Genomic DNA, 15246 nt, shown 5'->3' with positions numbered 1-15246 from the left:
TCGCCCCCGAATTCAGGCGCAACTTGGCGTTTGGCAGATGAAAACGGGGTTAAAGTCAATACTGAGCGCAGGTTCCACGCCGCATTAACCGTGGCAAAGCATGGAAACGTGCCATTTCAGACACATCGGCGATGGATGGGAGTCAGCCGCGCCCGCGATAGGAAGCGACGCCCTGATCGGGCACCCACAGCCCCTTGGGCGCTTCGCCCGATTGCCAGAACACATCGATGGGAATGCCGCCGCGCGGATACCAGTACCCGCCGATGCGCAGCCACACCGGCTTCATCTCGTCCATCAGCCGCTGGCCGATGCCCACGGTCACATCCTCGTGAAAACCGCAGTGATTGCGGAACGCGCCGAGGAACAGCTTCAGCGATTTCGATTCCACGATGGATGCGCCCGGCGCGTAATCGATGACGATATGCGCGAAATCGGGCTGCCCGGTCACCGGACAAAGCGAGGTGAATTCGGGCGCTGCAAAGCGCACGAGATAAAGCGACCCCTCGCGCGGGTTCGGTACATAGTCGAGCACGGCCTCTTCGGGCGAGGCAGGCAGGGCGCTGGATTGCCCGAGGTGCAATGGATTGAGATCGTCGGCCATGGCCCGCCATTGGCACGACGCCGCGATCCGCTCAAGATGTCTTGCGCCTCTCGACGCGGGGGCCGCGCCTGCGCTAGCACTCACACCATGGACAAATTGCTGATTTCGACCGCAGAGCTTGCCGATTCCCTTGAAGCAGGCAACGTCATACTCCTCGACGCGAGCTATCACCTCTCGGGCACGGGCCGGGATGCAAGGGCGGAATATGAGGCAGGGCATATTCCCGGCGCCGCATTCCTCGATCTCGGTACGCTTTGCGACGATGCCAGCGCGCTCGACAATACGGTGCCGACGGCGCAGCAATTCGAGGCAAGGGTTCGCGCCTTGGGCGTTTCCAATGACAGCCGCGTCGTTCTTTATGACGATTCCCCGCTGCACAGCGCGGCGCGCGGCTGGTTCCTCTTCACCCTGTTCGGCGCAACGGACGTGCGCATCCTCGATGGCGGGCTTGCCAAATGGAAAGCGGAAAGCAGGCCCGAAACCGGCGACGTCCCCTTGCCCACGACGGGCGATTTCATCGCGGCGCCGAACCCCGGCCTGCTGCGCGACAAGAGCGCGGTGCTTGCCTCGCTCGGCAGCGATGAACAGGTGGTCGATGCGCGCGGCGCGGGCCGGTTCAGCGGCACCGATCCGGAACCGCGCCCCGGCATGGCATCGGGCCATATCCCCGGCGCGCGCAATCTGCCGATCGGGCTGCTATATGAAGCGGATGGCACCATGAAGGACGCCGCCGGGATCGAGGCCGAATTCATTGGCGCAGGTGTCGACCTGCACCGCCCGGTCATCACCTCCTGCGGATCGGGCGTGACTGCTGCCGTGCTCTCGCTCGGCCTTGCGATGCTGGGGAAGCGCGATGTGTCGCTTTACGACGGCAGCTGGTCGGATTGGGGCAGCGATCCCGACACGCCCAAGCAAAGCGGCCCTGCGGGAGCGGCATCCCTTGGCTGAGGATACCAGCGACAAGCAGATCGCCACCCGCCTCGCCACGGCAGGGCGCCGCCGGCAATGGACCAGCGCGCCCGGCCTGCCCGGCGGCACGGTCAATCCGCCGGTATGGCGGGCCAGCACCCATCTCTATGACAATTGCGCCGATCTGAAGGCGGAGGTCGGCAATAACGCCGAGGGCCGGTTCTATTACGGCCGCCGCGGCGCGCCGACGCAATGGGCGCTGGCAGAGGCGCTGACCAGCCTTGAGGACGGGGCCTTCGGCGCCATGCTCTACCCCTCTGGCGTGGCGGCGATCACCGGGTCCTATCTGGCGGTGATGCGACCGGGGCAAAGGCTGCTGATCACCGACAATGCCTATGACCCTTCGCGCAATATCGGCACGGGGCTGATGAAGAATTTCGGCGTGGTGCCGGAATTCTTCGATCCCATGGATATCGATGGGTTTCGCGCCCTGTGCGCGCAGGAAGGCAAGATCGGAGCCGTCCTGCTGGAAGCGCCGGGCAGCCTGACATTCGAGGTTTGCGACGTTCCCGCCCTTGCCGCCATCGCCAGGGAGGCCGGGGCCTTTGTGCTGTGCGACAATACATGGGCGGGGCCGACCGGATTCCAGCCTTTGGCCCATGGCTGCGACGGTTCGATCAACGCGCTGACCAAACATGTCGGCGGACATTCGGACCTGATGATGGGCGCGGTCACCGCGAATGAACGCCTCTATCGCCGTCTTCGCCGCACCGCGCAGCAATTGGGCCAAGTCGTATCGCCAGACGATGCAGCGCTGGCGCTGCGCGGACTGCGCACCCTTCGCGTCAGGCTGAAACAGGAAAGCGAAAGCGCGCTTGCCATCGCGCAGTTCCTGTCCACGCGCGAAGAAGTCGCCGCCGTGCTTTGCCCGATGCTGGAAGGCGCGCCGGGACATGATATGTGGAATCGCGATTTCACCGGCGGGTGCGGTCTGTTTTCCTTTGTGCTGAAGGGCCGCGATGCCGATGCGCGCGCGCGGCTGATCGATGCGCTGCAATTGTTCGGCATCGGCTATAGCTGGGGCGGTTTCGAAAGCCTTGCGCTGCCTGTCGATCCCGGCACCTGCCGCTCTGTCCGCAGCTGGCCGCCCAGCCATGGCGAAGGCGGCGCGTGGGACGGATTGGACGAAAGCGATCGTTTTGCGATACGTCTGTCGATCGGGCTTGAGGATGCAGGCGATCTGATTGCCGATCTCAAGCAGGGTTTGGCCGCGATGGGGGCAATTTGACGATGGGTTTCTGGTCGGCATTGGCAGCAGCAACGACAGAGGTGCAGGAAACGGCCTCGCAGCAGACAGCCGCCGCCGCCGATAGCGCCTCGCAAGCCGCCGATAGCGTCTCGCAGGCTGCCGAAAGCGTGACGCAGGCCGCAGACCCGGTCGCCTCCGCCGCAACCGACGCCGCCCCGCTGGAAGGGGTGGAGAAGATCAGCGAGGCAATCGGGCAAAAGAGCCTGACGCTGGCCGAGATCATCAGCCAGCTCGATTCCATCGGCCTGAATGTCGGCGATACGCGGTTCTCCCTGTGGACCGCGCTGCTGGTCGTGATGGTGCTGGTGGGCATCTATGTGTTTGGTCGGCTTGGCGTGCGGCTGGCCCATGCGCTGCTGAAACGTTTCACCCGCCTGTCACCGACGCAGAGCCTGCTGGCCGAAAAGCTGCTGACGCTGTCGGTTTGGGCCATCGCGATCCTTGTCGGGATCGACATATTGGGGATCGACCTGACCGCGCTGGCCGTGTTTTCGGGCGCGTTCGGCCTTGCCATCGGTTTCGGCCTGCAAAAGACCTTCGGCAATCTGATTTCCGGCATCATCCTGCTGATGGATCGCTCGATCAAGCCGGGCGACGTGATCGCGGTTGCCGATGCCGCTGGCAACCAGACATTCGGCCAGATCCGCCGGATCGGCATTCGCGCGGTGTCCATCGTGACCCGCGATGAAAAGGAATATCTGATCCCGAACGAGAACCTGATGACCAATCAGGTCGAGAACTGGTCATACTCCAGCCGCAACGTGCGCATGCAGGTGACGGTCGGCGTGTCATACAACTGCGACATCAAGCTGGCCGAGGAGTTGATGCTGGAAGCTGCCAAGAGCTGCAAGCGCGTGCTGGAACTGCCGCCGCCGACCGTATGGCTCAATGAATATGGCGACAGCTCGGTCAATTTCACGATCCATTGCTGGATCCGCGATCCGGAAAACGGTGTCGGCAATGTGAAATCTGAAGTGTTGAAGAAACTTTGGGACCTGTTTCAGGAACGCGGGATCGAAATCCCCTTCCCGCAGCGCGACATCAACCTGCGCGGGAATGAAAAATTCGACCAGCTTGTCGCAGCGATTGCCCAGCGGGTGGAAAACAAGTCAGGCGAATAGGGCCTGCGCCCGCCAGTGGCATGGGTAACGAGTAATCTTTTCAAATCAAGATGATAACAACAGCCCATCATGGCGTTGAAAGCTGATCTAGCCCCCCTGTAAACCATTCTGGCTGGCATCGCCCGGTCCATGCGCGCATCTGCCACCCATGGCCAAAGGCGAATCCCCTATCGGACGAGTGTTCCTCGTCGGCGCAGGTCCGGGCGATCCGGACCTTCTTACCCTGCGCGCAGCCCGCCTGATCGAAGGCGCTGGCGTGATCGTGCATGACGGTCTGGTCGGCCCGGAAATCATGGCGATGGCCCGTCCCGATGCGCGGCTGATCAGCGTGGCGAAAAGCCGTTCGCGCCACACCATGCGGCAGGAGGACATCTGCGCCCTGCTGGTGGCCGAAGCGCTGGCCGGAAACGATGTCGTGCGGCTGAAGGGCGGCGATCCGCTGATCTTCGGGCGCGGCGGCGAAGAGGCCGATGCCTGCCATGCCGCTGGCGTACCGGTCGAATTCGTGCCCGGCATTTCCGCGGCGCAGGCCGCCGCCTCGCTCAGCCAGATCCCGCTGACTCACCGCGACCATGCCAGCATCGTCAGCTTCGTCGCGGGCCAGTGCAAGGGACTGTCCGAACAGGACTGGTCCGGCCTTGCAGGCGTGGGCCGGACGCTGGTCATCTACATGGGCGTCGCCACCGCCGCGCAGATCTCGGAAAAACTCATGGAAGACGGGCTTGCCCCCGACGCCGCCGTCGCGGTGATCGAGCGCGCCTCGCTCCCCGGCATGCGCGTATTGCGCGGCGTACTCGCCGGTCTTCCCGATATCGTGGCCGAAAACGCAGTGCGCTCTCCGGCGCTGATCGTGATCGGCGAAGTCACCCGCGAGCCAGATGCAGCGCTCGCCCGCATTGCCATGGAAGCAAACTCATGAAGATCCTGACAGGCAACGACCTCAAGACCGGACAGGTCGTGTGGTGGACCGGCGAATACTGGTCGCTCCACGTCAATGACGCCATCGACGTGGGCGACAAGGCCGACGAAATCGCGAAGCGCGAGGAAGCACTGCGCAACGTCAACGTGCCCTATGCCATCGACGCCACGCAGGACGAGAACGGCGTGCGCCCCGCCCATATCAAGGAGCGCGTCCGCGCGCTTGGCCCCACGGTGCGACCCGACCTGACTTTGAAACCCGCCGACCCCGCCGCCGGCAACTGGGTGATCTGATATGTACAAGTATGATTCCTGGGACCAGCAGATGGTCGACACCCGCGTCGAGGAATTCCGCGACCAGACCCGCCGCCGCCTTTCGGGCGAGCTGCCGGAGGAGAAGTTCCGTCCGCTGCGGCTGATGAACGGCCTCTATTTGCAGCTGCACGCTTATATGCTGCGCGTCGCCGTGCCCTATGGCACGCTGAACGGTGCGCAGATGCATGCGCTGGCCGATATCGCGACGAAATATGACCGCGGCTATGGCCATTTCACCACGCGCCAGAACATCCAGTACAACTGGATCAAGCTGGAGGATGCACCCGACCTCCTCGCCGATCTGGCGAAGGTCGAAATGCATGCCATCCAGACCAGCGGCAATTGCATCCGCAACATCAGTTCGGACCATTTCGCCGGTGCCGCCCGTGACGAGCTGATCGACCCGCGCCCCTATGCCGAGCTGATGCGCCAGTGGTCGAGCTTCCACCCGGAATTCAGCTATCTGCCGCGCAAATTCAAGATCGCCGTGATCGCCAGCGACACTGACCGTGCCGCCATGCGCCTGCACGATATCGGCATCCAGATCGTGAAGAATGCGGAAGGCGAAATCGGCGCTGCCTTCTATGTCGGCGGCGGCATGGGCCGCACCCCGATGATCGCGCCCTGCATCAATGAATTCGTGCCCCTCGACCGCCTGATCACCTATGCCGAGGCGTGCCTGCGCGTTTACAACCGCTATGGCCGCCGCGACAACAAGTACAAGGCGCGCATCAAGATCCTCGTCCACGAGCTGGGCAAGGACGAATACACGCGCCAGGTCGAGGACGAATACGCCCACATGCTGGAACAGGGCGTCGAGCCGCCCTTCGCCGAGCTTGAGCGGATCAAGACCTATTTCGCCGACCCCGCGTTCGAGACGGGGCTTTCGACCGAAGTGGATCGCAGCGATCCCGATTTCGCTCTCTGGGTCGATCGCAACACGCACCCGCACAAGGCGGACGGCTATGTCAGCGCGGTCATCTCGCTGAAGCCCGTTGGCGGTATCCCCGGCGATGCCAGTGACGAGCAGATCCATTTGATGGCCGATCTCGCCACCGAATACAGCTTTGACGAACTGCGCGTGATGCACACGCAGAATATCGTGCTGCCGCATGTGAAGATCGCCGATCTGCCGGCGCTGTTCGCAAAGCTCGATGCGGCTGGCCTGTCGACCCCGAACCTCGACCAGATCGACGATATCATCGCGTGCCCCGGCCTCGATTATTGCAGCCTTGCAAACGCCCGTTCGATCCCGGTCGCGCAGAAGATTTCGGAGCGCTTTGCCGCCAATGGCAAGGGTGCGGAACTGGGCCAGCTGAAGCTGAAAATCTCCGGCTGCATTAACGCCTGCGGTCATCACCACGCGGGCCACATCGGCATCCTGGGCGTCGACCGCAAGGGCACCGAAAACTATCAGCTGCTGCTCGGCGGATCGGAGGCGGAGGACACCTCGCTCGCCAAGATCACCGGCCCCGGTTTCGACGAGGATGGCATCGTCGGCGCGGTCGAGACCGTGACCGATGTCTATCTCGCCCAGCGCACCGACGGGGAACGCTTCCTCGACACCTATCGCCGTATCGGCATGGCCCCGTTCAAGGAGGCTCTTTATGACTGACGCAAGTTTCACCGAACTCGTTCGCCTGCGTGATGACGAGGCTTCGGACGCCCCTGCCGTGACCGTCGACAGCTTTGCCGACCAGTCCAATGCGGGCGCGGTCAGGATCGAGCCGGGCGACGATGCGCGCCTGCTGCTGCCCCATCTGGATCATGTGACGCGGGTGGAGGTGAACTTCCCCAGCTTTACCGACGGGCGCGGCTATTCCGCAGCGCAGATCCTGCGCGAGGCTGGCTATACCGGCGAAGTCCGAGCAGTGGGCGATGTGGCAGTGGACCAGCTCGGCTATATGCGCCGCTGCGGTTTCGACGCTTTCCAACCCGAAGTGCCAATGAACGAGGCCGATGTGGAGGCCGCCTTCACGCGCTGGGAAAATGTCTATCAGAAGACCAGCGATGGCCGCGTGCCGATCTGGGCCCTGCGTCATGGTGAAGCGGATGGCTGAACCGAAGCGCGCCATCGACCGTATCGACACCTCCGTGCGTTTCACGCACGAGGATGCCGCAGCCCTTAATGCGCGCTTTGCGGATGCAAGCGCGGAAGAGATCCTGCGCGCCGTTCTGGTTGATGGCGTGCTGGGTTCGGACAGCCGGATCGCGCTTGTTTCCAGCTTTGGCGCGGAAAGCGCTGTTCTGCTGCACCTCGCCTCTGGGGTTGATGCGGATGTGCCGGTGCTCTTTCTTGAAACGGGCAAGCATTTTCCCGAAACACTGGCCTATCGCGATACGCTGGTCGAACGGATGGGGCTGACCAACCTGGTCAATCTCCGCCCCGACGCCGACTTATTGGCGGCCAAGGATGAGAGCGGCCTGCGCTGGTCTTATGACCCGGACGGCTGCTGCGAAATCCGCAAGGTCGCGCCGCTGGCAAAGGCCATGGTCGATTTCGATGCCTCGATCACCGGGCGCAAGGCGTTCCAGTCCTCGACCCGCGCCGATCTGCCGATCTTCGAGATCGACGACAGCGATGCGGCCGGACGGCTGAAAGTGAACCCGTTGATCGGCTGGAGCGCGCAGGAGCTTCAGGACCATCTGGACGCGCATGACCTGCCGCGCCACCCGCTGGTTGCCGAAGGCTATCCCTCGATCGGCTGCATGCCCTGCACCAGCAAGGTGGCAAAGGGCGAAGACCCGCGTTCGGGCCGCTGGCGCGGTTGGGACAAGACCGAATGCGGCATTCACAATGTGCCGGGGCTTGGCGACGATGGCGATCTGCCGCCGGATTACGAACCGGTATTCTAAGGCCTAGAGCCAGCCTTCGGCGCGATACCAGTCGGCGGTCTGTTTCATGCCTTCGGGCGATGGGATCTGCGGCTGCCACAGGCTGGCGGGCGGGCGCATTTCGGCGCGTGACACCCAGTCAGGATGCGTCATGTAACTAACGCGGTCTGGCGTCAGCTTGGCCTTGCCCCCACGAATGAGCCGGTCGCCCTTCGCAGCCAGCTCCAGAACCGATTTGGGCATATGCAGCGGATAGACTTTCCGCCCCACCGCATCGCCGATCAGCCGCGCCATTTCGGCATGGCTCCAGCCGTTGAGGCGATTGTCGTCCGCCTCATAGACCACGCCCCGCGGCGCATCGGCGGCGACCGCCAAGGTCAGCAGCAGGCGCGCCAGATCCTGCGCGTGGATAAGCGATGCCCGCCCCCTTGGCGGCAGCGGCACGATGCCGGCCTTTGCGGCGCGGAAAATCTCGAACATCTCGGTATCGCGGGGGCCATAGATCGCTGGCGGTCGCACAGCTACCCAGCCCTCGGCCTCTCTGGCGGCCTCTTCGGCGCCAGCCTTGGACCAGCCGTAATCGGACAGTTGCGGTTCACGCGCGGCAAGCGAGGAGACATGGACGAAACGCGGCACATTCGTCTTTCGGGCGGCAGCGACCATCGCCTGCGTGCCCGCGATATTGCCCGCCTCGAACCCGGCGCGGTCGGGCGCGTTGACCACGCCCGCGACATGGACGACGGCATCGCAGCCACTGGCCAATTCAGCCAGCGCGTCATGCGCGGACAGATCGCCGCGTACCCATTCGACATTAGCGCGTGACGGCTGATCGCGCCGGGTCAGGGCCTTCAACTCATGCCCCTCGGCAAGCGCCAGATCCATCAGCGTCGAGCCGACGAAGCCGGTTGCCCCGGTCAGGGCCAACCTCATGGGGCGAACCTCACCGCAGCATGACCAGGCTGTCACGGTGCACGACCGCGCTGCGCGGGGCATAGCCCAGCACTTCTTCCTGCTCATCGGTGTGCAGGCCTACCAGCGCCACGCATTCGGGCGCGTCATATTCGATCAGCCCCTTGGCCAGCCATTCGCCATCAGGCCCCTCGATCCGCACCGGATCGCCGCGGGTAAAGCGGCCCTCGACGCGGGTGACGCCCTTGGCCAGCAGGCTATTGCCATCGCGCAGCGCGGCGACTGCGCCCTCGTCGATGACGATGGTGCCCTTCATCCGCAGGCGTCCGCCGATCCATGCCTTGCGGCCCGTATCGTGGCGGCGCGGCAGGAAAAGCGTGCCGATGCCGTCATCACCATGGAGGCCGATGGCCCGCGCGATGGGGGCATCATATTTGCCGTTGGCGATCACCAGGGCGATGCCTGCGCGTTCGGCGATCTCGACTGCGTTCACCTTGGTACGCATGCCGCCCGAACCGATACCGGAATCGCTGTCGCCGGTGGCCATGGCGCGCACCTCGTCATCCACGCCCCAGACCATGGGAATGCGCGATGCGCCCGGCTCCGACGGATGCTTGTCATAAAGACCGTCGATATCGGACAGCAGGATGACGGCCTGCGCCTTTGACGCCTGCGCCACGCGCGAGGCCAGCCGGTCATTGTCGCCGAAACGGATTTCGTGGGTGGCGACGGTATCGTTTTCATTCACCACCGGGATCGCGCCCGCTTCCAGCAGGCGGTTCAGGGTGGCCGATGCGTTGAGATAGCGGCGGCGACCTTCCAGATCCTCCAGCGTAATCAGCACCTGCGCGGCAGTCAGCTCGTGATTGCCGAGAAGTTCGGCCCACAGGCTCGACAATGCGATCTGCCCGACGGCGGCGCTGGCCTGCGCGTCGGCAAGGCTGCCGCGCCCGCCCTTTTCAAAGCCCAGGATCGCCGCGCCCAGCGCGATCGCGCCCGATGACACGATGATCACGTCCTGCCCGCGCGCCTTGGCCTGCGCGATTTCATTGGCAAGGCCCGTCAGCCATTTGCGGTTGGGCTGTCCGTCCTTCCCGACAAGCAGGGCGGAGCCGACCTTGATCACGAGGCGCTTGCAGGCCTCGGGCGATTGCAGGTCGGTCAGATGGGCGATCATGTGGTCCGGCGTGTTCATGGCCAAGGAGTTAGGAAGTGATCGCGCGCTTTGAAAGGGGGGATTTTGGGATACGAGCCCCCAGTCGGGCATAAATCAGATCGGCGACCAGCGACTTTCCTCGCCTTCCTGCGTGTCTTCGTCCTCGCGCTCCACGCCCTTGGTTTCGGTGCTGGTCGCGGCGGGCAGATAGGCAAGGACGGCATCGAGCAGTTCCTCGACCCCCTGCCCGGTCGCGCCCGACACCTTGAACACTTTTTCCGCACCTGCTGCGCGCAGCTCTTCGGCAAAGCCTTCGGCCAGTTCCTCATCGGCAAGGTCGAGCTTGTTCAGCACGACAAGGCGGGGTTTGTCCTCAAGCTCTGCGCCATAGGCGACAAGCTCTTCCTCGACGATCCGCAGCGCCTCTGCCGGGTCCTGCCCCGGACCCGTGCCCGAAATGTCGATCAGATGGATCAGCACGCGGCAACGTTCGATATGGCCGAGGAAGCGATCGCCGATGCCGGCGCCTTCTGCCGCGCCCTCGATCAGGCCGGGAATATCGGCCAGCACGAATTCGCGGCCCTTGTGACGCACGACGCCCAGTTTCGGGACCAGCGTGGTAAATGCATATTCGCCGACCTTGGCGCGCGTATTGGATACCTGGTTGATGAAGGTCGACTTGCCCGCATTGGGAAGCCCCACCAGACCGACATCGGCCAGCAGCTTCAACCGCAGCCAGACCCACATCTCCTGCGCAGGTTCGCCCGCCTGGTGCTGACGCGGGGCGCGATTGGTGCTGGTCTTGTAGCTGGCGTTGCCGCGACCGCCCATCCCGCCTTCCAAAAGTGTGATGCGCTGGCCGACCTCGGTGAAATCGGCGATCACCTCTTCCTTGTCTTCCGACAGGATCTGCGTGCCGACAGGCACCTCGATCACCAGCGGCGAGGCGGATGCGCCGGTGCGATCCTTGCCCATGCCATGGCCGCCACGCGGCGCCTTGAAGTGCTGCGTGTAGCGGAAGTCGATCAGGGTATTGAGCCCCTCCACCGCCTCGAAAATGACATCGCCGCCAGCGCCGCCATTGCCGCCGTCGGGGCCGCCATACTGAATATATTTCTCACGCCGGAAGCTGACAGCGCCCGGCCCGCCCGCGCCGGAGCGGATATAGATCTTGGCCTGGTCCAGAAAATGCATCGAAAAGCGCTCGCTTGGCTGGGTGGCAGCCGATGGCGCCACAACAATGGGCCCGCGCTATCCGATAATGGCGAAACGCTCAAGCAAGGCGCCGAATGCGCCGCTGCCCGCTGTGCCGTTGGATCTGGCGGAAAACGAATGGATGGTGGAGCCGAGGGGAATCGAACCCCTGACCTCGTCATTGCGAACGACGCGCTCTCCCAACTGAGCTACGGCCCCGTTCCATTCCGACCGGATCGGCACGATGCCCGACGCCGGTGCGAGCGGGCGATTAGCGAATGGCGCGCGCATGGTCAAAGCCTATTTGCGCGCGCCATTCGCCGCGATTGCCCGTAATCCGCCGCTAAGGGCGCTTATTGCGTGCTGTTCAGCGGCTGCACCACCGCCTGCGAAACGCCGGGGCCGGAAGCGTCCGCCTCTGCCGTCACGCCCGATGCATCGGCAGCAGGGGCCAGCGGCGCATTGGGGTCGATCGGTTTCGGGATCATGTAACGATGCTGATAGGGCTTGCCATAGGTGGCAAGGTAATCCGCATCCCAGATCGCCGCTTCCTGCCGATAGGCTTCGTAATCGTCGAAATAGCCGAGGAACACGTTCTCCAGCTTGGGCAATTCAGTCATCGCGGCCGTGCCAAGCTCACCCTTGGGCACGGCGGCAAGTTCAAGGCTGACCTCTCGCGCAGCGGGGCAGAACCGCGACAGCGCGGGCGGCAGGGCGAAGTAGTTGTAGACCTGCGTCACATAGGCATCGCGCACGCTCTTGTACTCGCCGCGTCCGTATTCCTCGCGGAATTCGCTGTCGACCTTGCGATTGGCGGTCGCCAGCTCCTTGGCATGGGTCTTGAGGAAATCGCCGTAACGTTCGGCCAGCACCGCGTTTTCAGGGCCATGGCAGTTCAGCGCCGCGACATTATAGGCAGAGCGCAGGTTCCACACCATCTGCGAGGGGGTCAGATCAGCGTTGACCGTCTGGCGGATGCCCAGCTCGTTCTTGCCCGGCACGACCAGCGTATCCTGCGCATAGCCCGGCGCGATCGGCCGCGCGCGGAACGCTTCCTGCTCAACCGGCGGCGGCGGCGGAGGAGGCGCGGGCGGCGGCGGCGGCGCGCAGGATGCGAGCGTCGCGGCAGTCGCCACGGTCAGCGCGGTGGTGATGGTCTTACGTCGAGACGCGATGATCTGTGACACGGGGGCTTGTCCTGTTCTTTCGTATCGTTGGGCCATGGGCCGATATGTGCCTTATAGCATATCGGCCTTACCCCTTGCTGAAGAGCATCATGCCGCCTCGTCCCGCCCTTCGCATCCGGGGCATGTGAATGGTCCACAAGGAAAAGCCCGGCCGAAGCAGTGCTTCGACCGGGCGTTCCGTTTTTACGACGACCGCAGTGTTTGCCGCGGAACGTTTTCAGACTTCAGATCAATCCTGACCTCAGTCCCTCTGGCCCATGAACATGAGCAGGAACTGGAACATGTTGATGAAGTCGAGATAGAGCGACAGCGCGCCCAGCACCACGGCCTTGCCCATGAACTCGGTTCCGGCCAGCTGGTAGTACTGCATCTTCAGGCGCTGCGTGTCATAGGCAGTGAGACCGGCGAAGATCAGCACGCCCAGGAAGCTGACCGCCCACATCAGGGCCGTCGACTGCACGAAGATGTTGATGACCGACGCGATGAGCAGGCCGATGACGCCCATGATCAGGAAGCTGCCGAAACCCGACAGGTCCTTCTTGGTCGTGTAGCCGAAAAGCGACAGGCCGGCGAAAGCGCCTGCGGTGGCGAAGAAGGTCGCCGCGATCGACCCGCCGGTGTAGACAAGGAAGATCGTCGACAGGCTCATCCCCATCAGCACCGCAAAGCCCCAGAACAGCATCTGGAGAGTGCCGGTGGAGAAACGGTTCGCACCGAAGCTCATCGCGATAACGACAACGATCGGCGAGAGCATGACCAGCCACACCAGCGGCGAGCCCATCATCGCGACCGTCATGCCGGTGCTGGCCATGACCAGCGCGACAACGCCCGACAGCAGCACGGCCGATGCCATGTAGTTATAGATCGAAAGCATGTATTTGCGCAGCCCGGCGTCATAGCCGGTGCGCGGCACGCTTGCGCCCTGGCCCATGGACGCACCGAAGCCGGCGCGCGGGTCCCGCCGCGTTGGCTGGGGATCGTTCCAGTTTGCCATAGCTTTGTAAAACTCCTCTAGGCGCCCCTCCAATCGGGGGCGTTGGGTACAATATCGGAGCCTGAAGGCCCGATTTCAAGCAAAACCGGTATGAGCAACGGTTTGTTACAAAGACCGTCCGGCCCGATAATTCAGACCCTTAACACCGCGCTGATGTACCAATCGTGAAACTATTGGATGCCTGCCGGCAAAACAGGAGCCGTTTCAGGCCTCACCCGCCGCATCGACGAGCGCGCCCGCCAGTGCTTCGGCAGGCGTTCTTCCGCCCCACAGCACGAACTGGAAGGCGGGATAAAACCGGTCGCATTCCTCGACCGCATGTTCCACCGCCATCTGCGCCTGGCTGATCGACAGCAGCCCGTCATCGCCCAGCATCAACCCATGGCGATAGAGCAGGACCGAACCCGCCGACCACAGGTCGAAATGGCCAAGCCACAGCTGCTCGTTCACAAGGCTCATCAATTCGAACATGGCGACGCGCTTGTCGTCGGCCACCTTGACTTCGGGCAGGCAGAGGAGCTGGAGCACGTTATCCTCGCGCCGCCAGATCGCGCGCAGCTGGTACTTTGCCCAGGCACCCTGCACTTCGCCGCCGATCTCGTCTTCGCCGATGACTTCATAAGGCCAGCCACGCGCTTCGAAGAGCGCGATCAGCATATCGACCGGTGCCGCGTCGTCGTGGCGGGATTCGGCGTGGGTTTCGCTCGTCATATCCGTCCTTTACCGACCGCGGCAGACCCCCATGATCAGGCACCGCGGCTTGTCCATGGCCTTGGTGCAACTTTCGCCAGCGGCTTTACAATGGGTTAATCTATCGCCGTGGCGGATAACGCGATATGGGTTGTTCAGACCATGTGGATAAGGAAATGTTGCACCCCCAAAGGTGCGGCATGACTGCAACACGGGCGGGCCCGGCCCACCTACCCGTCCTGCCCGATTGCCCAGCCCTATTGCCCCGCAGATGCCGTTCCGAACGGCGCGCCGCCCGGCACCAGCCCGCTCGACGGGTCGTCGCCGCCCTCTGCCGGGAATATGCCAAGATGCGCCGCCGCGATTTGCTGCCCGGGCGTGAGGCGCGGCACCATGCGGATATAGGGCGCCAGATTGCCCGCCAGCCCGCGCGGCAGAACGGCATATAGCATCGCCACCGCTTCCGAAGGCCGCCCTGCAACCGCCAGCATGAACGCCTTCATCCGCCATGCCGCAGGATCGTCTTCGAGCAGCAGCGGCTTCAGCATCGCCTCCGCCGCTTCCCTTTCGCCTGCGACGGCAAGGCTGAAGGCATAGCGGCGCGTGACCTCGTCAGACGGGTCGATGCGATTGGCGATGGCATAGAAATATTGCGCGCTGGGCTGATCGCCAAGAAGATCGTGCGCCAGCCCCCGGTCGATCGCGAAATCCTCCGGATCGCCGCCCATGCGCTCCGCTTCTTCAAACAGCGGCAGCGCAAGGCGCGGCTTGCCGAGATTGACGAGGATGGAGGCGCGCGCCGCCCGGATCTGCGGATCGCTGGGTGCCAGCACCTCGGCCCGGTTCAGGAAACCCAGCGCCTGCTCGAATTCGCCCAGACGTGCCGCCGCCTCGGCCCCGTCGCGCAGGGCATCCATGTCCGACGGGTTTTTGAGGACGCGCGCGGTCGCGTCGTCGAGCTGACGGCGCTGCGCGTCAGGGTTGTAGACCTGGATGCTGCGCCCCTGCGCATGGGCGACCGGCGCGGATGCCACGCCGCCAGCAAAAGCGACCAGCAGCGCACACGCAAAAACAGGGGCGGCGAGAACCCTCGCCGCCCCCATGTCTT

General features: G+C 63.8%; 16 protein-coding genes and 1 tRNA gene. 8 read left to right on the top strand and 9 right to left on the bottom strand.

The genetic code is table 11. The features are described from left to right. Positions 1-142 precede the first annotated feature (142 nt). Positions 143-601: a preQ(1) synthase gene (gene queF, locus A9D13_RS06225; protein ID WP_066771563.1), complete on the bottom strand. Its 459-nt coding sequence runs from the start codon at positions 599-601 to the stop codon at positions 143-145. A gap of 87 nt (positions 602-688) precedes the next feature. Here queF and A9D13_RS06220 point away from each other — a divergent pair, with 87 nt between their 5' ends. The 8 genes from A9D13_RS06220 to A9D13_RS06185 all read left to right on the top strand — a co-directional run bounded on the left by A9D13_RS06220 (position 689) and on the right by A9D13_RS06185 (position 8029). Continuing rightward, the gene (locus A9D13_RS06220) at positions 689-1549 is read left to right on the top strand and encodes a sulfurtransferase (RefSeq protein WP_066771559.1); all 861 of its coding nucleotides are present in this window, start codon (positions 689-691) and stop codon (positions 1547-1549) included. Continuing rightward, a complete protein-coding gene (gene metC / locus A9D13_RS06215) occupies positions 1542-2798 on the top strand; it encodes a cystathionine beta-lyase (protein ID WP_066771556.1) in 1257 nt (418 codons plus the stop codon). Before A9D13_RS06220 ends, metC begins: the two co-directional genes overlap by 8 nt. Positions 2799-2800: 2 nt before the next feature. Next, positions 2801-3940 carry a mechanosensitive ion channel family protein gene (locus tag A9D13_RS06210; protein WP_082922161.1) on the top strand — a complete coding sequence of 380 codons (1140 nt, stop codon included), beginning with the start codon at positions 2801-2803 and terminating at the stop codon, positions 3938-3940. Between the two features lie 148 nt (positions 3941-4088). Next, positions 4089-4859 carry a uroporphyrinogen-III C-methyltransferase gene (gene cobA / locus A9D13_RS06205; protein ID WP_066771554.1) on the top strand — a complete coding sequence of 257 codons (771 nt, stop codon included), beginning with the start codon at positions 4089-4091 and terminating at the stop codon, positions 4857-4859. Further along, positions 4856-5152 (top strand): DUF2849 domain-containing protein, encoded by a 297-nt coding sequence (locus A9D13_RS06200; protein WP_066771551.1) that lies wholly within the window; start codon positions 4856-4858, stop codon positions 5150-5152. Before cobA ends, A9D13_RS06200 begins: the two co-directional genes overlap by 4 nt. A 1-nt stretch (position 5153) precedes the next feature. Beyond that, positions 5154-6788 carry a nitrite/sulfite reductase gene (locus A9D13_RS06195; protein ID WP_066771548.1) on the top strand — a complete coding sequence of 545 codons (1635 nt, stop codon included), beginning with the start codon at positions 5154-5156 and terminating at the stop codon, positions 6786-6788. Then, entirely contained in the window at positions 6781-7233 is a 453-nt protein-coding gene (locus A9D13_RS06190) for a DUF934 domain-containing protein (protein WP_066771546.1), read from the top strand. Before A9D13_RS06195 ends, A9D13_RS06190 begins: the two co-directional genes overlap by 8 nt. Beyond that, positions 7226-8029 carry a phosphoadenylyl-sulfate reductase gene (locus A9D13_RS06185; RefSeq protein WP_066771854.1) on the top strand — a complete coding sequence of 268 codons (804 nt, stop codon included), beginning with the start codon at positions 7226-7228 and terminating at the stop codon, positions 8027-8029. The genes A9D13_RS06190 and A9D13_RS06185 overlap by 8 nt, the downstream gene beginning before the upstream one ends. Positions 8030-8032: 3 nt before the next feature. Here the strand turns inward: A9D13_RS06185 and A9D13_RS06180 are convergent, their stop codons facing one another. From A9D13_RS06180 to A9D13_RS06145, 8 genes are all read right to left on the bottom strand, one after another. Then, complete coding sequence (locus tag A9D13_RS06180) at positions 8033-8938, bottom strand: NAD-dependent epimerase/dehydratase family protein (RefSeq protein ID WP_066771543.1); 906 nt, start codon at positions 8936-8938, stop codon at positions 8033-8035. 10 nt (positions 8939-8948) lie between these two features. After that, positions 8949-10112 (bottom strand): glutamate 5-kinase, encoded by a 1164-nt coding sequence (gene proB, locus A9D13_RS06175; protein WP_373288752.1) that lies wholly within the window; start codon positions 10110-10112, stop codon positions 8949-8951. Between the two features lie 75 nt (positions 10113-10187). After that, positions 10188-11267, bottom strand: coding sequence for a GTPase ObgE (obgE, locus tag A9D13_RS06170; RefSeq protein ID WP_066771540.1), 1080 nt, complete (start codon positions 11265-11267; stop codon positions 10188-10190). Positions 11268-11410: 143 nt separating this feature from the next. Next, positions 11411-11486: transfer RNA gene (locus A9D13_RS06165), tRNA-Ala, on the bottom strand. Between the two features lie 134 nt (positions 11487-11620). After that, the gene (locus A9D13_RS06160) at positions 11621-12454 is read right to left on the bottom strand and encodes a hypothetical protein (RefSeq protein WP_066771535.1); all 834 of its coding nucleotides are present in this window, start codon (positions 12452-12454) and stop codon (positions 11621-11623) included. Between the two features lie 241 nt (positions 12455-12695). Continuing rightward, positions 12696-13448 (bottom strand): Bax inhibitor-1/YccA family protein, encoded by a 753-nt coding sequence (locus A9D13_RS06155; protein ID WP_066771530.1) that lies wholly within the window; start codon positions 13446-13448, stop codon positions 12696-12698. A gap of 204 nt (positions 13449-13652) precedes the next feature. After that, positions 13653-14159 carry a type III secretion system chaperone family protein gene (locus A9D13_RS06150; RefSeq protein ID WP_066771527.1) on the bottom strand — a complete coding sequence of 169 codons (507 nt, stop codon included), beginning with the start codon at positions 14157-14159 and terminating at the stop codon, positions 13653-13655. 236 nt (positions 14160-14395) lie between these two features. Then, positions 14396-15241 carry a tetratricopeptide repeat protein gene (locus tag A9D13_RS06145; RefSeq protein ID WP_066771525.1) on the bottom strand — a complete coding sequence of 282 codons (846 nt, stop codon included), beginning with the start codon at positions 15239-15241 and terminating at the stop codon, positions 14396-14398. Positions 15242-15246 lie beyond the last annotated feature (5 nt).

Origin of the sequence: Croceicoccus mobilis (genome assembly GCF_001661965.1) — a bacterium.
Taxonomy (GTDB): domain Bacteria; phylum Pseudomonadota; class Alphaproteobacteria; order Sphingomonadales; family Sphingomonadaceae; genus Croceicoccus; species Croceicoccus mobilis.
This window is presented reverse-complemented; position numbering and strand designations above follow the sequence as displayed.